The sequence below is a fragment of the Gemmobacter lanyuensis genome (assembly GCF_014652355.1).
GTDB classification, from domain to species: Bacteria; Pseudomonadota; Alphaproteobacteria; order Rhodobacterales; family Rhodobacteraceae; genus Gemmobacter; species Gemmobacter lanyuensis.
Window position 1 is genome coordinate 129127 of the sequence record NZ_BMYQ01000008.1, and the last position, 21524, is coordinate 150650.

Genomic DNA, 21524 nt, shown 5'->3' on the forward strand with positions numbered 1-21524 from the left:
CCATGTCCGATTGGACGAGCAAGCTGCCCGACGCAGCCCGAGCCTTCATTGCCAACCGTCGCGTGGATGAGGTGGAATGCGTGATCGGCGACATTGCCGGCGTGGCGCGTGGCAAGGCCATGCCCGCCGCGAAATTCGCCAAGCAGACCAGCTATTTCCTGCCCAATTCGATCTTTCTCCAGACCATCACCGGCGAATGGGCCGACAACCCGTTCGACGCCTTCACCGAACCCGACATGATCCTCGTGCCGGATTTCACCACCGCCACCGCCGCCCCCTGGACAGCGGATGTGACTCTGCAGGTCATCCATGACGCGCAGGACCAGCAGGGACGCCCGGTGCCCTTCAGCCCGCGCAATGTGCTCAAGCGCATCGTCGGGCTGTTCGAGGCCGAGGGCCTGCGCCCCGTCGTCGCCCCCGAGATGGAGTTCTTCCTGACCGCCCGCAACATCGACCCCAATATGCCCGTGCAGCCCCCCATGGGCCGCACGGGTCGGCGCGCCGCGCAAAAGCAGGCCTATTCGCTGTCTGCGGTCGATGAATATGGCAAGGTGATCGACGATATCTATGACTTCGCTGAGGCGCAGGGGCTGGAGATCGACGGCATCCTGCAGGAAGGCGGCGCGGGCCAAATCGAGTTGAACCTCGCCCATGGCGATCCGGTCCGGCTGGCGGATGATGTGTTCTTCTTCAAGCGCATGATCCGCGAGGCGGCGCTGCGCCACGATTGTTTCGCGACTTTCATGGCGAAACCCATTGCAGGTGAGCCCGGCAGCGCCATGCATATCCACCATTCGGTGGTGGACATGGCCAGCGGCCGCAACATCTTTTCGGCCCCGGATGGCGGCGAAACGCTTGAATTCCTGCATTTCATCGCCGGGATGCAAAACCACATGAGCGGCGCCATCGCCCTACTGGCCCCCTATGTGAACAGCTATCGCCGCTACGTTCCCGACTTCGCCGCCCCCATTAACCTCGAATGGGGCCGCGACAACCGCACCACGGGCCTGCGCGTCCCGATCGCCAGCCCCGAGGCGCGGCGTGTGGAAAACCGCCTGCCGGGCATGGATTGCAACCCCTATCTGGGGATCGCGGCCAGCCTTGCCTGCGGCTATCTGGGCCTCAAGGAAAAACGGCTGCCCCGCGCTGAATTCAGCGGCTCGGCCTATATCGACAGCGATGACATCCCCACCAACCTGGGCGATGCGCTGGACCTGCTGGAAGAGGACGCCGCCCTGCGCGACGTGCTCGGAACGGAATTCTGCACCGTCTATGACAGCGTGAAGCGCAACGAATACAAAGAGTTCCTGCAAGTCATCAGCCCGTGGGAACGCGAACATCTGCTGCTGAACGTCTGAGGCGGCGATGGATCTTCTCTTTGCAAATGACCGGCCGGGTGAATACCCGGCCAGCTTTTACGCGGCCACGCGGGCCGATCTGCTCGCCTTTCCGGCGCTTGAAGGCGAGGTCCGGGCCGATGTCTGCGTGATCGGCGCGGGCTATACGGGCCTGTCTGCCGCGCTGCATCTGGCGCAGGCGGGCTATCGCGTCGTGGTGCTTGAGGCGCATCGCGTGGGCTTTGGCGCCTCGGGGCGCAATGGCGGGCAGGTCGGATCGGGCCAGCGGCTGGACCAGATCGAGCTGGAACGCATCGCCGGGCGCGATGCCGCCCACCGCTATTGGGACATGGCGGAAGAGGCCAAGGCACTGGTGCGCGACCTGATCACCGAACACGCCATGCCCTGCACCTTCCACCCCGGCGTGGCGCATGCCTGCTGGCATGACCGCGAAGTGCGCGACACCCATGCCTATGCCGAAAAGCTGCGCCGCGATTATGGCTACGAGGCATTGGAGCCGCTCGACCGCGCCGGCATTCGCAGCCTGATCGGATCTACCGCTTACAAAGGCGGCGAGATCGACTGGGGCGCGGGCCATGTGCATCCGCTGAACTTTGCCATCGGCCTTGCCCGGGCTGCCGTGGCGGCGGGGGTTGTGCTGCATGAGAACAGCCATGTCACAACGATCGACCACGGCCCCCCCGCAACGGTGATCACGGCCAAAGGCCGAGTGAAGGCGGATCATGTGATCCTCGCCTGCAACGGCTACCTGGGCGGGTTGGAACCTTCTGTTGCGGCGCGGGTGATGCCGATCAACAATTTCATCTTGGCGACCGAACCGCTGGGCGACCGCGCGGCCGAGATCCTGTCAAAACCCGTCGCCGTGGCCGATACGAAATTCGTCGTGAACTACTGGCGTCTGTCCGAGGATGGGCGGCTTCTGTTCGGCGGCGGCGAAAGCTATGGCTGGACCTTCCCGGATCTGGTGCGCACCGTGCGCAAACCCATGTTGGAGGTCTATCCCCAGCTGGCCGATGCCCGCATCGACTATGCCTGGGGCGGGACGCTGGCCATTACCATGACCCGTTTGCCCTGCTTTGCGCGTGTGGCGGCCAATGTCCTGTCGGCCTCGGGCTATTCCGGGCATGGTGTGGCCATGGCGACGCTGGCCGGCAAGCTGATGGCCGAAGCGCTGCGCGGTCAGGCCGAACGCTTTGATCTGATGGCCGCCCTGCCAACCCCGCGCTTTCCGGGGGGCGCGGCGCTGCGCTGGCCGCTTCTGGTGCTGGCGATGACCTGGTTTTCGCTGCGCGACCGGCTGGGCGTCTGATCTGTGCATCGGCGGAAAGGCCCGCCGGGGCCGGGATGTCATCAACTTGTTGCTGGCATTTCGGCCCTTGCGGGCTTACAGATTTCCTGAATGACAGTTTCAGGAAAGCCGAAGATGGCCGCTGACGGACAGATTTCCCCGCCCAATGTCTATGACGCCGAACCGATCCCCGAAGCCGCCAAGGCCGAGATCGAGCGGCTGCTCGCCTCGGGGGATCTGTTCCGCTACACGGCGCCCGAAGGCGCCCCCGTCGCCTTGCTTGAGGCCGAATTCGCGGCGCTTCTGGGTGCTCGCTATGCCCTTGCCGTAAGCTCTTGTTCGGCGGCGCTGTTCCTCTCGCTCAAGGCGCTGGATCTGCCGCGGGGCGCCAAGGTGCTGATCCCGGCCTTCACCTTTGCCGCCGTGCCTTCGGCGGTGGTTCACGCCGATTGCACCCCGGTTCTGGTCGAGGTCGGCGCCAATTACCGCATCGACATGGCCGATTTCGAAGCCAAACTGCCCGGCGCCGATGCCGTGCTGATCAGCCATATGCGCGGCCATACCAGCGACATGGACGCGATCATGGCCCTGTCGGATGCCGCGGGCATTCCGGTGATCGAGGATGCCGCGCACAGCCTGGGCACCAAATGGCATGGCCGCAATATCGGCACGATCGGCAAGATCGGCTGTTTCAGCTTCCAGTCCTACAAGATGATCAATGCAGGCGAAGGCGGCATCCTGATCACCGACGACCCCGAGCTTGCAGCCCGCGCGGTGATCATGTCGGGCGCCTATGAGCATAACTGGAAAAAGCATCCCGGCCTGCAAAACAGCTATATGCTGTGGCAAAATCGCCTGCCGCTTTACAACATGCGGATGCAGAACCTTTCGGCAGCCGTCATCCGCCCGCAGCTGCCCGAGCTTGCACGCCGCGTGGATCAGGGCCGCTTCAACCATGATCATGTGGCCGCACAACTGAACGAGAGCCCCTGGCTAGACGTGCCGCCCCCCCTTGGCCCGGAAGAACGGGCGCCGGACTCGATCCAGTTCAACCTCATCGGGTTTGAAACCGATGCCGAGGCCCGCGCCTTCCAGGCCGCCGCGAAAAAGCGTGGCATCGCCGTGCAGGTCTTCGGTCTGAGCGAAGATAACGCCCGCGCCTTCTGGAACTGGCAATTCCTGGGCGATGCGCCCGATCTGCCGCAGACCCGCGCCATGCTGATGCGCGCCTGCGACGTGCGCCTGCCGACCCGCCTGACGCAATCCGAACTCGACTTCATCGCCGCCGCACTGGTGGAAGCAGCCGCCGAGGTCAAAGGCTAAAGCAGACGAAGCTGCCCGGCGAGCCAAGGCCAATCGGCCACCGCCGGGCTGACCACCTGCTGTTGCAGCAGGTCGCGCAGGCGCTGTGCCACGGTGGCCGGCATGTCCTGCAAGGCCCCCGCCCGCGCCGAAAGGGTGATGCGCCGCTCCAGCCCGCCAAAGGGCAGCGGCGCCACCTGCACCGCGCGGCGGAACCGGGCAACATGATGCAGCGCCAGCGGTGTCAGGATCGACCATCCCTGCCCCGCCGCTACCATGGCCAGAATGGCGTGATAGCTGTCCAGCTCGAACCGGCTGGTGAGCGATAGGTTCTGCGCCGCCAGATGCGCCGAGATCTGCCGCCCCATGTGATGACGCGCCGAATAACGGATCATCGGCAAGGCCCGCAGCGCCTCGGGCCCGGTGGCCACACCGGCCGGGGCGACGACCACGAAGGGGTCGCATAGCAGACCATGCATTTCCAGCCCATCGGCCGGGGGTTGGGCGGCACCCAGTTCGGCCGCAACGATGATGTCCAGCGCCCGCGCCTCAAGCTGATCCTGCAACCGGTGGCTGGGACCGGTTTCCAGTAGGAAACGGCAGGTCCGCAGATCGACGGCCAGCCCCTCAAGCAGGCTGGGCGTCACGTCTGCATCCAGATCCTCGATCACGCCAAGGCGCAGCGACGTCAGTCCCGACAGATCGGCCATGGCCAATTCGGCCCGCGCTTCATGCGCACTGTGGACAATGGTCTGCGCGTGCCGCCGCAGGATAGCGCCCGCAGGCGTCACCCGCATGGGGCGCCCGCGGTCAAAGAGAACCGATCCCAGAACGGATTCGAGCCCACCCAACTGCTGGCTCACGGCCGAGGGGCTGGCCCCCAGACGCCGCGCCGCGGCAGTGATAGAGCCTTCCTCGGCCACCGCCAAAAAGACCTCGATCCCCCAGAGGGTCACGCGGCCAGAAGGTTCCGGCATGGGTCAGAGCTTGGAAAGCTTGGCCTGCAGCTCGGCCAGTTGCTTCTTGATGGCGTCCAGCTCATCATTGTCTTTCGCGGATTTGCCCTCTTCCTCGCGCGCGGGGGCCGTGGGGGGCCAGGTCGGAAGACCGCCCATCATGGATTTCATGAAGGCTTCCTGCTGCTTCCGCATCGCCTCAAACCCCGGCATTGCGGCAATGGGATTCGGGAAATTCTGCAGGTTTTCCATCATCTTGGATTGACCGTCGCGCAGCATGTCGAAAGAGGCGGCCAGGAATTGCGGCACCACGCTTTGCATTTCGGTGGTATAGCTGCGGACCAGATCGGTCAGCACATTGATGGGCAACATGCTTTGCCCCTTGCTTTCGTGTTCGGCCACGATCTGCAGCAGATATTGCCGGGTCAGGTCATCGCCCGATTTCAGGTCGACAATCTGCACCTCACGGCCCGCCCGGATGAACCCTGCGATATCCTCAAGCGTCACGTAATCGCTCGTCTCGGTGTTATAGAGCCGACGGCTGGCGTAACGTTTGATCAGCAGCGGTTTTTCGGCGTTTGCCATGACGGCTCCTCCCCCGGTCTTTTTGCGCTTGCAGAGAAGCTTAGGACAGGGCGCAGCGAAAAGGAAAGCAAAAAGAAAGGGGCGGACCAAGGGTCCGCCCCGCGCATTCTTCCACGAGGGAGGAGGACAGGAAGGTTGCGCGTCGTGCGATTACTTCGCGGCAGCAGCAGCTTTTTTCACGGCCGAGGTCGCGTCGGCAGTGGCTTTCTTGACGGCAGCCTGGGCTTCTTCCGAAGCGTCCTTGCCGGCAGCCATCATCAGTTCGACGGTTTCCATCTGAACTTTCTTGGCGACTTCGGCGAAGGCGGCCATATGCTCGGCAGCCATTTCAGCAGCGGCCGAAGCGAAGTCGGTCACGGCCTTGGTGTATTCCGACGGGTCAGCCTTGGCTTTCGACGTGTCCGAAAGCTTGGCGATGGTGTCTTTGGCCCATTTCGAGGTGATCTCGGTCGATTTCTCAGCGGCTTCCAGCGCCACTTTCGACAGCTTCTCGCCCATCGAAGCCTGGGTCTTGAACGCGTTCTGGAACGCCGAGGCGTCAACCGGGAAAGCGGCCATCATGTCTTGCATGACTTTGGTGAAGTCGGTGGTCTTCGTCATCATCTTGCTCCGTGTGTCAGGCTGCAAAGGCGCGTCGCCCGGTTCCTGAACACAGATATAGATGCTGCGGTGCAGAAAATCAAGCATTTATTCTGCACCGCAGCATTTCATCCAGCCAGGCAATGACAGCGGAACAAAGTTCTGGAATATCAGAGCTTTGGAACCGCCGTCACATAGGTACCCGGCGCGGGGGCCAGCACCTCATGGCCCGAATCGCCCGGTTGACGCGCCGCGATCATCTTGCCGGACCGCGCCGCCAGCCATTCCCCCCAGCGCGGCCACCAGCTGCCCGGATGGAAGGTGGCCCCGGTGATCCATTCCTGCGGCGTGGTCATCGGGCCGTCATTGACGTAATGGCCGTATTTCCCCTTCGAAGGCGGGTTGACGATCCCGGCGATATGCCCGCTTTCCGAAACGATGAAGGTCTTGTCCTTCGACCCCATCTGCCGCACGCCGTTGAAGCTGCCCTTCCAATGCGCGATATGGTCCGTCTCGCAGGCAATGGCGCAAAGCGGCAGGGTCACATCCTCAAGCCGCACCATCTCGCCCAGCACCGGGAAACCGCCTTGGGCAAAGCGGTCCTGCTGGCAGAGGCCGCGCAGATACTCGACCGCCATCTTCGCGGGCAGGTTGGTGCCATCCCCGTTCCAGAACAGAAGGTCGAAGGCGGGCGGAGCCTCGCCCATCATGTAGCTTTTGATCGCGGGTTGATAGATCAGGTCGTTGGAGCGCAGGAAGCTGAAGGTGCGCCCCATGAAGAACTTGTCCAGCACCCCATCCACGGCGCATTGGCGCTCGATCCCGTCCACGAAATCATCTTTGAGGAAAACCCCCACCTCGCCCGGATCGCTGAAATCGGTCAGCGTGGTAAAAAGCGTGGCCGATTTCACCCGCTTGTCGCCGATCTTCTTCAGATAGCCCAGCGTCAGGCTCAGCGTCGTGCCCGCGATGCAATAGCCCACAGCGTTGATCTGCTTTTCGCCGGTGATCGCGCGCACCTGATCCATCGCGGCGAGATAGCCGTCGCGGATATAGTCATCCATGCCCACGTCGCGGTAGCTTGCATCCGGGTTGACCCAGCTGACCACAAAAAGCGTGAAGCCCTGATCCACGATCCACTTGATCAGGCTGTTGGCCGGTTTCATGTCAAGGATGTAGAACTTGTTGATCCACGGCGGGAAGATCAGCAGGGGCGTCTGATGCACCTTGTCGGTGGTGGGCGCATATTGGATCAGCTCCAGCATATGGTTGCGGAAGACCACCGCACCGGGCGTGGTGGCGATGTTCTGGCCGACATGGAAGGCCTCTTTATCCGCCAAAGTGACGAGCACATCGCCATTGTTGGCCTCGATGTCGCGGACCAGATTTTCCAGGCCCCGCACCAGGCTTTCGCCGTCGGTCGCCACGGCCTTTTCCAGCGCATCCGGGTTGGTGCCCAGGAAGTTCGTCGGCGCCAGCATATCGACCAGCTGTTTCGAGAAATACTCGATCCGCCGCCGGTCCGTGTCCTCCAGCCGTTCGAGCCCCGATACGGCGGTGGTCACCGCCTCGGCGTTCATCTGGTACTGCTGTTTGAGGTAGTTGAAGAAAGGGTGGGTATCCCACATCGGATTCGCGAATCGGCGGTCGCGCGGGCCGGGGTCGGCCGGGGCCTTCATTTCCCCTTTCGACAGCGCCTGCTGCGCCTCGACATAGTGTTTGAGGGTCTTTCCCCAGTAGCTGACCTGCTGCTCGATGATTTTCGACGGGTTCTGCATCATTTCCGCCACATAGGCGGCTGCAGCCTTCAGATAGAGCTCTTGCGAGGGGCCATGCAGGGCCGGATCGGCCTGTTTGCGGTGGGTTAGCGCCGTCGTCAGGCGCTTGGACAACTCTTCGACCTTGGCAAGGTTGGCGTTCAACCTTTCAAACCGCGCGGCTTCGTCCTTGGTCTCAGTTGTCATGTGTTCAATTCCCCCCTACACTTTTTGCGCATGCAGCATACGCGCCTCTTTGTCCCGGGCTTACCTGGGGTCCGGGGCGGTGCCACGGCCCGGCGGGCAAGGAGACGCAGATGAAGTATATGGCGACTTATGATCTGATGGAAACAGCCCGCAACACGAATGAGTGGCTTGGCGCCACCGCGCGGGCCATGGCCTCGTACCCGGTCTTCGCACTGTCGGCCAATCCGCTGTTCCAGTTGACCGCAGCCTGGGGCGAAGTGACAGAACGCACCTTTTCGCGCATGGTGACCAAGCCGGATTGGGGCATCCGGTCGATCGTGGGGCCGGATGGCACCGATCATCTGGTGGATATCAAGCCGGTGGTGGAACGCGACTTCGGCAATCTGATCCATTTCTCGGTCCGCCGCCGCGACAAGATGAAACGGCAGATCATGGTCGTGACGCCGATGTCGGGGCATTACGCAACGCTGCTGCGCCCCACCGTCGCCTCGCTGCTGCCGGATGCCGATGTCTATGTGACCGACTGGCACAATGCCCGCGACATTCCGGTGTCGGCAGGAAAGTTCGACGTTGAGGATTATGTCCTCTACCTCGTGGATTTCATGCGCCACCTTGGCCCCGACACCCATGTGATCGCGGTCTGCCAGCCGGTGCCGCTGACCCTTGCTGCCACCGCCTACCTTGCCGCGGAAGACCCTGCCGCGCAGCCGCGCTCTCTCACCCTCATGGGGGGGCCGGTCGATCCCGATGCAGCCCCGACCGAGGTGACCGATTTCGGCCGCCGCGTGACGATGGGCCAACTGGAACAACTGGCCATCCAGCGCGTGGGCTTCAAATACAAGGGCGCGGGGCGTCTGGTCTATCCGGGGCTGATGCAGCTGGCGGGCTTCATGTCGATGAACGCAGAGCGCCACTCCAAGGCCTTCAGTGACCAGATCCTGCGCGCCGCGCGGGGCGAAGCTTCGGATCACGACGCCCACAACCGCTTCTATGACGAATATCTGGCCGTCATGGACATGACCGCGGAATTCTATCTTTCCACCGTCGAGCGCATCTTCAAAAACCGCGAAATCGCGCGGAACGACTTTGTGGTCGCGGGCAAGAAGGTCGATTTTGCCGCGATCACGGATGTGGCCGTGAAAATCGTTGAGGGCGAGAAGGATGATATCTCGGCCCCCGGCCAGTGCCTTGCCGCGCTGAACCTGCTGACCAACCTGCCCGCCGCGAAAAAGGCCAGCCACCTGGAACCCGGCGCCGGGCATTACGGCATCTTCGCTGGCAAGAGCTGGCGTCTGAACATCCGTCCGCTCGTGCTCAACTTCATCGACGCGAATTCGGGGGCCGCGGCCGAGGCACCGAAGAAAGCGCCGGTCAAGCTCGCCGCGGCGAAGTGATCAGCGTAAAAGCATCGGGCCGCGCAGAAAAGTTTCCAGCGCGGCCGTGACCGCCTCGGGGGCCTCAAGGCTCAAAAGGTGGCCCACCCCCTCAAACATCTGAAGCGTGGCAAAGGGCATCAGCTGGGCCACAAAATCATGGCGGCGCTGCGGCACAAGGCTGTCGCGGCCGCCCCCCATGATCAGCGCGGGCAGCATGGCGCGGCGCATGGTTTTCTGTTGGTCCGGACGGCGCTGCATGGCCTTGGACTGCGCGAGGAAGACCCCCTCGCCCAGATGTTCGGCCATGGCACGCAACAGCGGCTGGATCATCGGTCCTGCCGGACCCATGTCGGCGGCGGGGTATTCTTCCGCCACGGCCTGAAACAGCCGCCCGGCCCGCGCGGCCACCATGCGCGCCTCACGCGCAGCGGCAAGTGCCGGGGCCTCGGCCATCGGATCGGTGGACAGCAGCGCCACCCGCGTGACGCGATCCAGCGCGCGCCGCACCAGATCAAGCGCGACATCCCCGCCAAGCCCCTGTCCGACCACCGCGAATTTCGGCGGCGCCATGGCCAGAAGGTTGGCTGACATCTCCTCGACCGTCACCCCTTTGGGCTGGGCGAGCATCACAGGGCGGTGCTGGGACAGATGCAGGACCTGATGTTCAAACACCCGGGCGTCGCAGCACAGCCCCGGGATCAGGATGACCGGTTCAATCATAAGTCACTCGTGCCTCATGCCTGCCGATTTGTCCGGCAGGTCGTATTTTGCACGATGGTTACACGGGCGCGCCGTGCGGGGCCAGTGCCGAAAACGAAGCTAGGGCCGCAAAGACGGCCCCAGATGCAAAAATGTTCGAAATTGACAAGATCAGAGACTGCGGATGCCGCTCAGGCAGCCGGAATCTTAGATTTTAGCAAGCGCCAGAACCTCTTTGATCTGCGTGACAGTCAGCGCAAGACAGGCGGGCGTCGAAAACCGGTGATCGGCCCCCTTGACCAGCACCAGCCGCAGGTCGTGGCTTTCCGCATGGTCCATCAGGCGCAGCGCCACGGCAGGGGGCACATCCACATCGGCGGTGCCCTGCAGCAGCCGCACCGGGAAGGGCAAGGGCAGCGGGCTGCGCAGGACGAGCTGACTGCGCCCCTCCTCGATCAGCTTGCGGGTGATGACATAGGGTTCGTCCGAATAGTCCGACGGCTGTTCAACCCGGCCCGCGGCCAGGGCCGCGCGCTCGGCCTCGGTGAAGGTTGCCCACATCAGGTCTTCGGTGAAATCGGGGGCGGCAGCGATGCCCACCAGCCCGGCCACACGGTCGGGCATGGCGCGCGCCACCAAAAGCGAAATCCACCCCCCCATCGACGAGCCAACCAGAACCTGCGGCCCGGTGGTCAGCGCGGAAATCGCGGCCATGGCATCGGCCGCCCAATCGCCGATGCAGCCATCCAGAAACGCGCCCGAACTTTGCCCATGGCCCGAATAGTCGAACCGCAGGAAGGCCCGCCCGGTCGCCTCGGCCCAGTCCTGCAGGTGCTGCGCCTTGGTGCCGGTCATGTCGGATTTGAACCCGCCCAGAAACACCACGCCCGGCCCGGCCCCCTCGGTCTTGTGATAGGCGATGCGGCGGCCGGCGGGCGTTGTCAGGAAATCAGGCATGGTCCACTCCTCTGCTGCGGCCTTCCTATCAGAGGGGGGCGGGCCTGCTCAACACGGCTGCCCGCTTGACGTGGCCCCGCCAAGCGGCGAAAAGCGCGCAACACCAACCCGCAACCGGGCGTTCCGTGGGCGCCAAACCGACGAGGAGCTAGGCCGATGAGCCAGATTTCCCTGACTTTCCCCGATGGCAATAAGCGCGATTTCGCCGCGGGCGTGACCGCAGGCGAAGTGGCGGCGTCGATTTCGACCAGCCTCGCGAAAAAGGCCATTTCGGCGACGGTGAATGGCAAACACTGGGATCTGCAATGGCCGATCCAGGGCGACGCCACCATCGCCATCCACACGATGCAAGACGATGCCCAGGCGCTTGAACTCATCCGCCATGATCTCGCGCATATCATGGCGCGGGCGGTGCAAGAGATCTGGCCGGATGTGAAAGTGACCATCGGCCCGGTCCGTGACTACGGCTGGTTCTACGATTTCGACCGCGCCGAACCCTTCACGCCCGAGGATATGGGCCAGATCGAAGCGCGGATGAAGCAGATCATCAATGCGCGCGAACCTGTCAAAACCGAACTTTGGGAACGCGCACGGGCGGTGGAATACTACCGTGGGCGGGGCGAGCCTTTCAAACTCGAACTTCTGGACCGGATTCCCGAAGGCGAGGATATCCGCATGTACTGGCACGGCACCTGGCAGGATCTTTGCCGTGGGCCGCATCTGCAGCACACCGGCCAGGTCCCGGCCGATGCCTTCAAGCTGACCCATGTCGCAGGCGCTTATTGGCTGGGCGATGCGACGCGGCCCATGCTGCAGCGCATCTATGGCGTGGCCTTCAAGAACCGCGACGACCTGAAGGCGCATCTGACGATGCTGGAGGAAGCAGCCAAGCGCGACCACCGCAAGCTCGGCCGCGAAATGGATCTGTTCCACCTGCAGGAAGAGGCGCCGGGCATGGTGTTCTGGCACCCCAACGGCTGGACCGTATACCGCGCGCTGGAAGATTACATGCGCAAGCGCCTGCGCGAATATGACTACAAGGAAATCCGCACCCCGCAGGTGGTGGACCGCATCCTGTGGGAAAAATCCGGCCACTGGGAAGCCTATCGCGAAAACATGTTCATCGTCGAAGTGGACGAGGAAGGCGCCAAGGAAAAGCGGATCAACGCGCTCAAGCCCATGAACTGCCCTTGCCATGTGCAGGTCTACAATCAGGGTCTGAAATCCTACCGCGACCTGCCGCTGCGGCTGGCGGAATTCGGCGCCTGCCACCGCTATGAATCCTCGGGGTCGATGCATGGCCTCATGCGGGTGCGTGGCTTCGTGCAGGATGACGCGCATATCTTCTGCACCGAGGACCAGATCGAGCAGGAATGCGCGAGCTTCATCAGCCTTCTGTCCAGCGTCTACAAGGATCTCGGGTTCGAGAAATTCGACATCAAGCTGTCGACCCGCCCCGATGTGCGCGTGGGCAGCGACGAGATCTGGGACAAGGCGGAGGGCGCGCTGCAAAAGGCCATCGAAGGTCTGGGCCTGCCCTATCAGATCAACCCCGGTGACGGGGCCTTCTACGGGCCGAAGCTCGACTTCAAACTGACCGACGCCATCGGACGCGAATGGCAGTGCGGCACCTTCCAGGCGGACTTCAACCTGCCGGTGCGCCTGGGTGCGGAATATGTGGGCGAAGATGGGGCAAAGCACCGCCCCGTCATGCTGCACCGCGCCGTGCTCGGCAGCTTTGAACGCTTCATCGGCATCCTGATCGAAAACTATGCCGGCAAGCTGCCGTTCTGGCTGGCCCCGCGTCAGGTCGTGGTTGCTTCGATCGTGTCGGATGCCGATCCCTATGTTCTGGAAGTCACTGATCTTCTGAAGAAAGCGGGAATTCGCGCCGAGGCGGATACCCGGAATGAGAAGATCAACTACAAGGTTCGCGAACATTCGGTGGGCAAGGTGCCGGTCATTCTGGCCATCGGGATGAAAGAGGTCGAAGAGCGGACCGTCTCGGTGCGTCGCCTTGGCGAAAACCGCACCGAAACGCAAAGTCTCGAGGCGATCCTGGCCGAGTTGTCGCACGCGGCACAGATGCCCTGATTTCGGGCGTTTTCGGAAAAACTGTTGCGTTTTCAAATGGTTGAGCGGGAACCCCCTGCTCAACCAATTTTCTTGCTTTTTGCCTGATCCGTGGCATCATTTCCGCGTGACGACAGACTTTCGCCCGCCTCCTGCCAGACCAGCAGCCGGAGCATTGGAAGACCTGGCTGCACGGCCCGCGGCAATCTCGCCCCGGGATGTCTGATGAAGGAGAGACGGAATGCCGACCGGCACCGTGAAATGGTTCAACGCCACCAAGGGTTATGGGTTCATTGCGCCGGATGACGGCGGCAAGGACGTGTTCGTGCATATCTCGGCCGTGGAACGCGCCGGGCTGAAGGGCCTGAACGACAACCAGAAGATCGGCTACGAACTGCAGTCGGGCCGTGACGGCCGTGCCTCGGCCTCGGATCTGAAGCTGCTGTAAGCGGCGCCTGCCAGATCAGCTATGCGGCCCCCGCTCGGGGGCCGTTTTCATTTGGGATCAGCCCAGAAGCGCGCTTTGCACCGCCGCATCCCAGCCCAGCCAGAAACGGCCATCCTGTTCGATCACCGGGCGTTTCATCACCGTGGGTTGGGCGGCGATCTGCGCCTCGGGCTCGGATGCTTTCAGGAAATCGTTGAAGCCGCGATAGGTGGTCGAGCTGCGGTTGATCAGCCGATCCCCGAATTCAGTGACCAGCCGGGCGATCTCGGCCTCGGTCAGAGGGTCCTTGCGGATGTCGCGGAAGGTGACGGTCTGACCCGCCGCCTCAAGCGCCTTGAGCGCCTTCTTGCAGGTGTCGCAGGTGGGAATGCCGTAAAGGATCATGGTGCTGTCCTGACTTGCAGACCCCGGGGGGCCGGTTTCCCCCCGTCATAGGCCAGTCAGTTCGCCAGGCCAAGCGCGCGCGTGACCCAGACGCCTGCCCAGACCGACACGGCCGTAAGGATCGTGCCCCAGGTGACATCGGTCAGCACCATGGTCCAATGCCAGTCGCGCATCACGGCGTAAGAGGTGAATTCATAGGTGCCATAGGCCATGAAGCCCACCACCGCCGCGGGCAGCCAGACCGGCGCGCCGGTGCGGATGGCGGGAAGGGACACCAGATAGACCAGCCCCGCCACATAGGCCGCATAGAACAGCGCCGCCGGCACGATCCGCACCGTTTCGGCCAGTTGGTCCTGCAGGTGGCGGCTGAACAAGGGATACATCACCAGACGCAGCATGATCGCGTCCAGCAGCAGGAAGATGGTGGCTGTCACAAGGTAGAGGCTGGCAATCTGCATGATCTGCTCCGTTTCAGGAACGGTTTAGCGCGGATCCTGCGTCCGACCAGTGCCGGGCGGACGGAAAGCGGCGGTGGCGCGTCACGCCACCGCGATTTGGGCGGGAATCAGCCCCAGACCTCGGTGAATTCGCGCCACTCGCCCTTGCTCATGCCGCTGTCTTCCTGGGTGACGGTCTCGCCCGCAAGACGGCGTTTCAGAACGGCGATGGCCTTGCCCGAAAGGGTGATCCCGCCCATGCGGTAATCTTCGAAGGCACCAAAGGCAACCGGCACCCAATCGGCGACCATGCGGGCGATCGCCTCGGCATAGACCCGGATTTCGTACTGGGCATGCGGGTCGGCGCGCAGGCGCAGGAAGTGGAAGAGGTTGTGAAGGTCCACCTTCCAATACCATTGCGTATAGATATTGGCGGGCAGGTTCATCCGCGCGAGTTCACGCGCCAGCCCCTGCTGACCGTCTTGCGAGAGCATTTCCTCATAATGGTCATAGGTGCGGGCGGCATCGGATTTCAGGATTTCCAGCACGCGCGCCGCCTCGGCCCCTTCCAGCACCGCGCCGCGGCCCTGGTTGTTCACCGTCGATTGCGCCGCAAGATGCTGGGGTTCGGGGATGTAGAATTCCCGATCCATGATCGAATAGCGGGCGCTGTATTCGTTGACGTTGGCGGTGCGGTGGCGGATCCACTGCCGCGCCACGAAGATCGGCAGCTTCACATGCAGCTTGAGTTCGCACATCTCGAACGGCGTCGAGTGCCAGTGCCGCATGAGATAGCGGATCAGGCCCGAATCGTCGTTCACCTTCTTGGTGCCCGCGCCATAGCTGACCCTTGCGGCCTGCACGATGGCGGCATCATTGCCCATATAGTCGATCACGCGGACAAAGCCGTGATCCAGCACCGGCGCGGCCTTGTAGAGATGCGCTTCCATCCCCTCGGACACAGCGCGCAGCGTGGGCCGCGGGGTGGCGCGAAGGGCGTCGATCTCGGCAAGCTGCTCGGGCGTCAGGGGCATGTCAGGTCTCCGGCTGGTCGGGTCGTGGGGGCGCGAGGCAGGCGGCACGGGCAGGCTGACCGGGCACCCCACCCTACCCCGGTCAAAAGCCACGGAATGCGCCAAAACGCAAGCATGCAGGTCGCCGCAGGGCCGCAAGGACACGTCCTGCACGAAATCCACGCGGGCCACGTTGACTTGCGTCAGGTGGTCAAACATTCTGCGGGGCAAAAATGCGTAGCGGATGACGGGCAGTGACATGGATTACAGATTGACCTTGGCAGCGGTGCTGCTTCTGGCGGCATGCGGTGGCAGCCCCTTCCCCGATGCAACGGGTGGCGATGACGGCGAAGGTGATGGCGACAGCGAAACCGTCACTGTGCCGGAATCGCTCGCCGTGAATGTCACGGCAGCGCGCTATGACGCCACCTCGGACAGCCTGCGCCTGTCGATCGCGGGGCTTGATTCGTCGCCTGCGCTGGTGACCTATCAGCGGAATGCCGATCTGGACGTCGGGGGCTACCGCGCCTATTCGATCCAGGAAGATCCGCTGGACCGCATGTTTGTGGCGCTGGCCCGCGAAAGCCGCGACGGCGCGACCCGCGCCGTGGCCGTGGCCGATGGTGGGCAGTTCGGCCATTACTTTGGCGGCGGCAGCTTTGAACGCGACGGGAATTTCGACCGCCCCCCGATCAGCGCTGCCACGGGCAGCGGTCAGGTCACCTACGCCGGAACCTATGCGGCACTGCAAAACATTCCGGCCGCGGGCAACCCCGATGTGCTGACACCGCCCGCAGGAACCGCGGATGAGCTTTTGCCCAACCAGCCGCGTCAGGTGCGCGGGAACATCCTGCTGAACGCCAACTTCTCGGACGATCAGGTCAACGGGGTGGTCTACAACCGCGTGGTCGTGAACGAAGGCACCAGCCTGCCCCAGGTGATTCTGGCCCCGACCGAGATTGCGGAGAACGGCACCTTCACGGGCAGCGCGGAAAATCCCGAGGGCGACAATGTCGATGCGATCACCGGTAATTACGGCGGGATCTTCGGCGGAAGCGATTCCTCCAGCGTGGCCGGCGTCGTGCATCTTGAGACGTTCAACGACGATATCGACCTGGAACAGGAACATGGTGTTTTCGTGCTGACCCAGTGCGGCCAGCCGGGTGATGCCGCGATTTGCGACACGGTCGAGCCAAACTGAGCGGGATGCGCCGGATCCGGGCACCCTGGGTGGCGGCGCTGGCGCTTTTGGCTGCCCTGCCCGCCACCGCCGATGACGTGGCGGTCGCCGTGCCCGACCTGCGCGCAGCGATCCTGCGCGCCTATCAGCAGGGCCAGCTTGCGACAGCTGATGCCCTGACCGCGCGCCTGCTGGGCGCGCGTCCAGAGGATCCTCTGGGCCTTCAGGTCAGCGCCCTGATTGCCCGCGACAGGGGGCAGTTGCCGCAGGCCCGCGCAGCGGTCCGCGCCGCCTTTGCCGCCGCTCAAAGCGACCGCCAGCGGCATGAGGCCGCCCGCCTTGCCGCCGAAATTGCGGCTGCAGAGGGACGCGACCTTGCCCTGCGCTACTGGCTCCGGCAGGCGGGTTCCGCGGCCCCGACGCCAGCGGAACGGCAGGCGGCGGCGGCTGCCCTGCGCCAACTGCGCGAGATGTCTGCCTGGGAAGGCCGCCTGCAGTTTTCTTTGTCACCGTCCAACAACGTGAACGGCGGGTCCGACAGCCCCTTCAACCTGATCGACGGCCGCCCCGAAATCGGCATGCTGAGCGAGGATGCCCAGGCGCTGGAAGGCGTGATTGCCACACTGCAGGCCGATGGCAGCCTCCGCCTTGCCCGCAGCACTACGACCGAAACCCGCTTGACCTTCGGGCTGGATGCCAAGCGCGTCCGCATGTCGGATGCCGCGCGCGACCGGGCCGAAACGCTGACCGATGGCGATCTTGCGGAAACGACGCTCAGCCTGGGGCTGGACCACAGCCTCGCCACGGCCCGGCCCGGCGGGGTCTGGCGGCTAAACGGGGCGCTTGGGCTTGGGGAAAGCGGCGACAGCGGCAACCGCAGTGCAAGCATCGGCCTTGCCCGCGAACAGAAGCTTGACGGGCGCAATACGCTCGGCCTCGCGCTGGACTGGACGGTCGAGCGCCCGACCTCGGCCGGGGGGCGCGAACAGCGCCGCCCGCAGATCACGGCCAGCTGGCAGGGGCTGCGCCCCGGCGGCACCCGGCTGGGCCTGTCGTTTTCGGCCTATGCGGTTGAGACGAGCAGCGGCCAGCGCCGCCGCCACGGCGCGATGGTGCAGGCCAGCCTTGCCCCCGCGCGGGCTTTGGGCCCGGTCACGCTCAGCACCGCGGTGGGGGCAAGCTTTGCCTTCTACCCGGATTTCCGCGTCGGCATCATCGTGCCAGAAGGCGGGCGGCAGGACGAAACCGTCTTTGCCCAGATTTCGGCGGTGCCGACCGATGTGAACTGGGCCGGGTTCGCCCCGCAGGTCACGCTGCGCGCCAGCCGGACCGACAGCAATATCTCGGCCTTCGATTCGCATCAGATCGGCGTGGTCTTCGGGGTGAAGTCGCTGTTCTGATCGTGGGGGTGGCATCGGCGGCCATATCCCCTATCTTGCGGGCAGATCAAAGGAGACACCGATGACAATCCGCTATCTGCACACCATGGTCCGGGTTCTGGACCTTGAGAAATCCATCGCGTTCTTCCGCCTGCTGGGGCTTGAGGAAACCCGGCGGCATGACAGCGAAGGCGGGCGCTTCACGCTGGTCTTCATGGCGCCCCCCGGCCAGCCCGATTGCCCTGTCGAACTGACCTACAACTGGGATGGCGACAGCGGCCTGCCTTCGGACAGCCGCCATTTCGGGCATCTCGCCTATGAGGTGGACGACATCTATGCCACCTGCGCGCATCTGCAGGCCAATGGCGTGCTGATCAACCGCCCGCCGCGCGATGGCCATATGGCCTTTGTCCGTTCGCCCGACAATGTCTCGGTCGAGCTGCTGCAGAAGGGGGCGGCGCTGGCCCCGGCGGAACCCTGGGCTTCGATGCCGAACACCGGCCATTGGTAAGGCCGGAAGGCGCGCCCGGGCCTGCAAGCCCCCTTGTCTTGCGGGCCCGGGCGCGGCAGGACTGACGGCATGAGCCAAAGATCCTTCCTGAATGTCGAGGCGTCGCTGACAGGGCGGCGCTGGTTGGGCCCCGCGCCCGAGGCCGCGCGTCTAGCCGAGGCGATGATGCAGGCCACGCGCCTGCCGCTTGCGCTCTGCGCCGTGCTGGTGCAGCGCGGGATCAGCCCGCAGGATGCGGCGAGCTATCTGGCCCCTGCCCTGCGGGATCTGCTGCCCGACCCGCTGTCACTGCGCGACATGGGACCTGCGACGGACCGCTTTCTTCTGGCGGTGCGGCGCAAGGAACGTATCGCCATCTTCGCCGATTACGATGTGGATGGCGGGTCTTCGGCGGCGCTGCTCCTTGTCTGGCTGCGGGCGATGGGGCACGCGGCAACGCTCTATATCCCCGACCGGATCGATGAGGGCTATGGCCCGAACGTGCCCGCCATGCAGGCTCTGGCGGCCGCGCATGACCTGATCGTCTGTGTCGATTGCGGCACGCTCAGCCATGAACCCATTGCCGCCGCTGCGGGGGCCGATGTCATTGTGCTGGATCACCACCTTGGGGGCGAAGTTCTGCCCCCCGCGCTGGCCGTGGTGAACCCCAACCGCCAGGATGAAGACGGGGCACTGGCGCATCTTTGCGCGGCTTCGGTCGTGTTCCTGATGCTGGTCGAAGCCAATCGCCGCCTGCGGCAGGACGGCGTTCAAGGCCCCGATCTGATGGCGATGCTCGATCTGGTGGCGCTGGCCACCGTGGCCGATGTGGCACCGCTGGTCGGCGTGAACCGCGCCTTCGTGCGGCAGGGCCTCCGCGTCATGGCGCGGCGCGACCGGGTGGGACTGCGCGCGCTGGCCGATGTAGCGCGCATGGATCAGGCGCCCACCCCCTATGCGCTGGGGTTTCTGCTGGGGCCGCGGGTCAACGCGGGCGGGCGCATCGGGCAGGCCGATCTGGGCGCCCGGCTTCTCGCGACGCAGAACGAGGCCGAGGCCGCAGCCCTGGCCGAACGGCTGGATCAGCTGAACACCGAACGTCGCGAGATCGAAGCCGCGGTCCGCGCCGCAGCCCTGGCGCAGGCCGAAGCGCGGGGGACGGACGGGCCGCTGGTCTGGGCGGCAGGCGAAGGTTGGCACCCTGGCGTGGTGGGCATTGTTGCCGCGCGGCTGAAAGAGGCCACCAATCGCCCCGCCGTGGTCATCGGGCTGGAAAACGGCATCGGCAAAGGCTCGGCCCGGTCGGTTTCGGGCGTGGATCTGGGGGCGGCGGTGCAGCGCGTCGCGGCCGAAGGGCTGCTTCTGAAGGGCGGCGGGCACAAGATGGCCGCGGGCCTCACGATCGAGGAGGCGCAGATTCCCACCGCCATGGCGCGTCTGGGCGAGCTGCTGGCGCGGCAGGGCGCCGGGGCGGGCGGCCCGGCGGATCTGCATCTGGACGGGCTTCTCGCACCTGCCGGGGCGACGATGGATCTGGTGGAGCAGCTGGAATCAGCGGGGCCTTACGGTGCCTCTTCGCCCGCGCCGCGCTTTGCCTTTGCCAGCGTGGCGGTGCAGGCCCGCCGGATCGGGGAAAGCCATCTGCGGCTGACCTTCGGCGACGGCATGGGCGCGAAACTCGACGCAGTGGCCTTTGGCGCCTTCGATGGCCCCCTTGGCCCGGCGCTCGAAAACCCCGGTCATCAGCGGTTCCATCTGGCCGGAAAGCTGGAGCTGAACACCTATGGCGGACGGACAAAAGTGCAGCTGCGGCTTGAAGATGCAGCTTTTGCATAAGCTGCATTTTTCCTCTTGCGCGCCCTGAACACTGCCGCTAGAAACCGCCTCACCAACCGCGGCCCGTTCGTCTATCGGTTAGGACACCAGGTTTTCAACCTGGGAAGAGGGGTTCGACTCCCCTACGGGCTGCCACGGTTCTTCCCTAAAATCGCGATGTTAAATCAAGGCTTATCATCCTTGAATCTGCTACGGTTTTGGCAGGCAGGCTAGGCCTGCACTGACAAGGCCTCTGCCGCCGAAATCCCATGGCGCGAGAAGAAGCGGTTCATTTCGCGCGGTTCGGGTTCGACCCCAGTATAGACCTGCACATATTCCGACATCCGCGACATGCGCAGGCGCAGGTCTTCATTGGCCTGCATCGAGATATAGCCGATCTGGACCAGATAGATGGCGCGCGCGCGCACCGCCGATGCGGTGGGGGATCGCCCGAAACGTTCGAATAGCGCCGTCAGCGCGGCGATGCGCACGGTATCGGCGGCTTGCACTTCGGCCAGCACCTTGGGCGACTGCAACGCCCAGCTGCGGACCGCAAATTCAAAGCGCGAATCAAACAGCGCCTTGTCGAACCAGCAATCGCAGACATTGAGAATCGCTTCGGCAAGCGTATCCGCATAGGCCTCGGCGCGGCGCACCAGATTGCCCGTATTCTTTTCGCGCCACTGCGCCAAAAGCGCGTCAAGCAGTTGCTCCCGATCCTCGAAGAACCAGTAAAAGCTCGCCCGCGACAGGTTCACCGCCTTGGCGAGGGACAGGATCTTTACCGATTCCACCCCCCCTTCCAGCAAAGCCTCACGCGCGGCCTGCAACCAGAGTTCGGCCGACCCCCGGGCGACAGCTTCGGCTTGCTGGTTTTCGGTCATCTCGCTCTCCTCGCAGCCTCGGTCTGGCTTTGGCTTCGCAGTCAACAAAGACTACTTGCCAGACACAAGTGTTTATGGCAATTACGCGGCTGTTCCAGATCACAGACGCAACTTACCGACAGCCTACAGCGGAGCGCCCCCCGTGTCGATTGCCCCCTGCCCCGGCCTTGCAAACGGATCGGGTCGGGCCGCGTTTCGGGGAAGGTTCGGGGGCAGATAAACAGAATTGCCGTAACCCTTGCTGTGCCGGGCTCCGCCGTCACATCCCCGCCACCCGCAAGGGCGGCCCTTTTCAACAGGAGATCCCGATGCGGACACGCGCGGCAGTAGCGGTTGCCCCCGGCAAACCGCTTGAAA

Annotated in this window: 20 protein-coding genes and 1 tRNA gene; 11 read left to right on the top strand and 10 right to left on the bottom strand. The window is 64.1% G+C overall.

Features of this window, described 5'->3' with window-relative positions:
- Positions 1-2: 2 nt before the first annotated feature.
- The 3 genes from IE101_RS13470 (at position 3) to IE101_RS13480 (ending at position 3969) form a co-directional block, all read left to right on the top strand.
- Positions 3-1358: a glutamine synthetase family protein gene (locus IE101_RS13470; RefSeq protein ID WP_189634366.1), complete on the top strand. Its 1356-nt coding sequence runs from the start codon at positions 3-5 to the stop codon at positions 1356-1358.
- A 7-nt stretch (positions 1359-1365) separates the two neighbouring features.
- Positions 1366-2667: an NAD(P)/FAD-dependent oxidoreductase gene (locus IE101_RS13475; RefSeq protein WP_189634367.1), complete on the top strand. Its 1302-nt coding sequence runs from the start codon at positions 1366-1368 to the stop codon at positions 2665-2667.
- A gap of 114 nt (positions 2668-2781) precedes the next feature.
- A complete protein-coding gene (locus IE101_RS13480; RefSeq protein ID WP_189634368.1) occupies positions 2782-3969 on the top strand; it encodes a DegT/DnrJ/EryC1/StrS family aminotransferase in 1188 nt (395 codons plus the stop codon).
- On the opposite strand, the gene IE101_RS13485 is transcribed toward IE101_RS13480, so the two are convergent.
- The 4 genes from IE101_RS13485 to phaC all read right to left on the bottom strand — a co-directional run bounded on the left by IE101_RS13485 (position 3966) and on the right by phaC (position 8032).
- Positions 3966-4925 (bottom strand): LysR family transcriptional regulator, encoded by a 960-nt coding sequence (locus tag IE101_RS13485; RefSeq protein WP_189634369.1) that lies wholly within the window; start codon positions 4923-4925, stop codon positions 3966-3968. The genes IE101_RS13480 and IE101_RS13485 overlap by 4 nt on opposite strands.
- A 3-nt stretch (positions 4926-4928) precedes the next feature.
- Positions 4929-5489: a polyhydroxyalkanoate synthesis repressor PhaR gene (gene phaR, locus IE101_RS13490; protein ID WP_189634370.1), complete on the bottom strand. Its 561-nt coding sequence runs from the start codon at positions 5487-5489 to the stop codon at positions 4929-4931.
- 150 nt (positions 5490-5639) lie between these two features.
- Positions 5640-6089: a Phasin gene (locus IE101_RS13495; RefSeq protein WP_189634371.1), complete on the bottom strand. Its 450-nt coding sequence runs from the start codon at positions 6087-6089 to the stop codon at positions 5640-5642.
- A 149-nt stretch (positions 6090-6238) separates the two neighbouring features.
- Entirely contained in the window at positions 6239-8032 is a 1794-nt protein-coding gene (gene phaC / locus IE101_RS13500; RefSeq protein ID WP_189634372.1) for a class I poly(R)-hydroxyalkanoic acid synthase, read from the bottom strand.
- Between the two features lie 110 nt (positions 8033-8142).
- Here phaC and phaZ point away from each other — a divergent pair, with 110 nt between their 5' ends.
- A complete protein-coding gene (gene phaZ, locus IE101_RS13505) occupies positions 8143-9426 on the top strand; it encodes a polyhydroxyalkanoate depolymerase (protein WP_189634373.1) in 1284 nt (427 codons plus the stop codon).
- On the opposite strand, the gene IE101_RS13510 is transcribed toward phaZ, so the two are convergent.
- Positions 9427-10128 (bottom strand): alpha/beta fold hydrolase, encoded by a 702-nt coding sequence (locus IE101_RS13510; protein ID WP_189634374.1) that lies wholly within the window; start codon positions 10126-10128, stop codon positions 9427-9429. It abuts the gene before it with no gap.
- Between the two features lie 186 nt (positions 10129-10314).
- Positions 10315-11064 (bottom strand): alpha/beta fold hydrolase, encoded by a 750-nt coding sequence (locus IE101_RS13515; protein ID WP_189634375.1) that lies wholly within the window; start codon positions 11062-11064, stop codon positions 10315-10317.
- A 156-nt stretch (positions 11065-11220) separates the two neighbouring features.
- Between IE101_RS13515 and thrS the strand changes: the two genes are divergently transcribed.
- A complete protein-coding gene (gene thrS, locus IE101_RS13520) occupies positions 11221-13158 on the top strand; it encodes a threonine--tRNA ligase (protein ID WP_189634376.1) in 1938 nt (645 codons plus the stop codon).
- Positions 13159-13378: 220 nt separating this feature from the next.
- The gene (locus IE101_RS13525) at positions 13379-13585 is read left to right on the top strand and encodes a cold-shock protein (protein WP_189634377.1); all 207 of its coding nucleotides are present in this window, start codon (positions 13379-13381) and stop codon (positions 13583-13585) included.
- Positions 13586-13642: 57 nt separating this feature from the next.
- Here IE101_RS13525 and IE101_RS13530 read toward each other — a convergent pair whose 3' ends face one another.
- The 3 genes from IE101_RS13530 to thyX form a co-directional block, all read right to left on the bottom strand.
- Entirely contained in the window at positions 13643-13969 is a 327-nt protein-coding gene (locus tag IE101_RS13530; RefSeq protein ID WP_189634378.1) for an arsenate reductase family protein, read from the bottom strand.
- 56 nt (positions 13970-14025) lie between these two features.
- Complete coding sequence (locus IE101_RS13535; RefSeq protein WP_189634379.1) at positions 14026-14427, bottom strand: DUF2177 family protein; 402 nt, start codon at positions 14425-14427, stop codon at positions 14026-14028.
- A 107-nt stretch (positions 14428-14534) separates the two neighbouring features.
- Positions 14535-15440: an FAD-dependent thymidylate synthase gene (thyX, locus tag IE101_RS13540; protein WP_189634380.1), complete on the bottom strand. Its 906-nt coding sequence runs from the start codon at positions 15438-15440 to the stop codon at positions 14535-14537.
- A gap of 238 nt (positions 15441-15678) precedes the next feature.
- Between thyX and IE101_RS13545 the strand changes: the two genes are divergently transcribed.
- The 5 genes from IE101_RS13545 (at position 15679) to IE101_RS13565 (ending at position 20439) form a co-directional block, all read left to right on the top strand.
- Positions 15679-16620 (top strand): thymidylate synthase, encoded by a 942-nt coding sequence (locus IE101_RS13545; protein WP_189634381.1) that lies wholly within the window; start codon positions 15679-15681, stop codon positions 16618-16620.
- A 5-nt stretch (positions 16621-16625) separates the two neighbouring features.
- Positions 16626-17999 carry a hypothetical protein gene (locus tag IE101_RS13550; RefSeq protein WP_189634382.1) on the top strand — a complete coding sequence of 458 codons (1374 nt, stop codon included), beginning with the start codon at positions 16626-16628 and terminating at the stop codon, positions 17997-17999.
- Positions 18000-18060: 61 nt separating this feature from the next.
- Positions 18061-18489 (top strand): VOC family protein, encoded by a 429-nt coding sequence (locus IE101_RS13555; protein ID WP_189634383.1) that lies wholly within the window; start codon positions 18061-18063, stop codon positions 18487-18489.
- Positions 18490-18558: 69 nt separating this feature from the next.
- Entirely contained in the window at positions 18559-20304 is a 1746-nt protein-coding gene (recJ, locus tag IE101_RS13560; protein ID WP_189634384.1) for a single-stranded-DNA-specific exonuclease RecJ, read from the top strand.
- Between the two features lie 60 nt (positions 20305-20364).
- A tRNA-Glu gene (locus tag IE101_RS13565) sits at positions 20365-20439 on the top strand.
- Positions 20440-20513: 74 nt separating this feature from the next.
- Here the strand turns inward: IE101_RS13565 and IE101_RS13570 are convergent.
- On the bottom strand, positions 20514-21167 hold the full coding sequence (locus tag IE101_RS13570) for a TetR/AcrR family transcriptional regulator (protein ID WP_189634385.1): 654 nt from the start codon (positions 21165-21167) through the stop codon (positions 20514-20516).
- Between the last annotated feature and the right edge of the window lie 357 nt (positions 21168-21524).

What these genes read in the sequence shown, in the direction of transcription:
- IE101_RS13470 (WP_189634366.1), top strand. Translation starts at nt 3, where the DNA reads ATGTCCGATTGGACGAGCAAGCTGCCCGACGCAGCCCGAGCCTTCATT.
- IE101_RS13475 (WP_189634367.1), top strand. Translation starts at nt 1,366, where the DNA reads ATGGATCTTCTCTTTGCAAATGACCGGCCGGGTGAATACCCGGCCAGC.
- IE101_RS13480 (WP_189634368.1), top strand. Translation starts at nt 2,782, where the DNA reads ATGGCCGCTGACGGACAGATTTCCCCGCCCAATGTCTATGACGCCGAA.
- IE101_RS13485 (WP_189634369.1), bottom strand. Translation starts at nt 4,925, where the DNA reads ATGCCGGAACCTTCTGGCCGCGTGACCCTCTGGGGGATCGAGGTCTTT.
- phaR (WP_189634370.1), bottom strand. Translation starts at nt 5,489, where the DNA reads ATGGCAAACGCCGAAAAACCGCTGCTGATCAAACGTTACGCCAGCCGT.
- IE101_RS13495 (WP_189634371.1), bottom strand. Translation starts at nt 6,089, where the DNA reads ATGACGAAGACCACCGACTTCACCAAAGTCATGCAAGACATGATGGCC.
- phaC (WP_189634372.1), bottom strand. Translation starts at nt 8,032, where the DNA reads ATGACAACTGAGACCAAGGACGAAGCCGCGCGGTTTGAAAGGTTGAAC.
- phaZ (WP_189634373.1), top strand. Translation starts at nt 8,143, where the DNA reads ATGAAGTATATGGCGACTTATGATCTGATGGAAACAGCCCGCAACACG.
- IE101_RS13510 (WP_189634374.1), bottom strand. Translation starts at nt 10,128, where the DNA reads ATGATTGAACCGGTCATCCTGATCCCGGGGCTGTGCTGCGACGCCCGG.
- IE101_RS13515 (WP_189634375.1), bottom strand. Translation starts at nt 11,064, where the DNA reads ATGCCTGATTTCCTGACAACGCCCGCCGGCCGCCGCATCGCCTATCAC.
- thrS (WP_189634376.1), top strand. Translation starts at nt 11,221, where the DNA reads ATGAGCCAGATTTCCCTGACTTTCCCCGATGGCAATAAGCGCGATTTC.
- IE101_RS13525 (WP_189634377.1), top strand. Translation starts at nt 13,379, where the DNA reads ATGCCGACCGGCACCGTGAAATGGTTCAACGCCACCAAGGGTTATGGG.
- IE101_RS13530 (WP_189634378.1), bottom strand. Translation starts at nt 13,969, where the DNA reads ATGATCCTTTACGGCATTCCCACCTGCGACACCTGCAAGAAGGCGCTC.
- IE101_RS13535 (WP_189634379.1), bottom strand. Translation starts at nt 14,427, where the DNA reads ATGCAGATTGCCAGCCTCTACCTTGTGACAGCCACCATCTTCCTGCTG.
- thyX (WP_189634380.1), bottom strand. Translation starts at nt 15,440, where the DNA reads ATGCCCCTGACGCCCGAGCAGCTTGCCGAGATCGACGCCCTTCGCGCC.
- IE101_RS13545 (WP_189634381.1), top strand. Translation starts at nt 15,679, where the DNA reads ATGGATTACAGATTGACCTTGGCAGCGGTGCTGCTTCTGGCGGCATGC.
- IE101_RS13550 (WP_189634382.1), top strand. Translation starts at nt 16,626, where the DNA reads ATGCGCCGGATCCGGGCACCCTGGGTGGCGGCGCTGGCGCTTTTGGCT.
- IE101_RS13555 (WP_189634383.1), top strand. Translation starts at nt 18,061, where the DNA reads ATGACAATCCGCTATCTGCACACCATGGTCCGGGTTCTGGACCTTGAG.
- recJ (WP_189634384.1), top strand. Translation starts at nt 18,559, where the DNA reads ATGAGCCAAAGATCCTTCCTGAATGTCGAGGCGTCGCTGACAGGGCGG.
- IE101_RS13570 (WP_189634385.1), bottom strand. Translation starts at nt 21,167, where the DNA reads ATGACCGAAAACCAGCAAGCCGAAGCTGTCGCCCGGGGGTCGGCCGAA.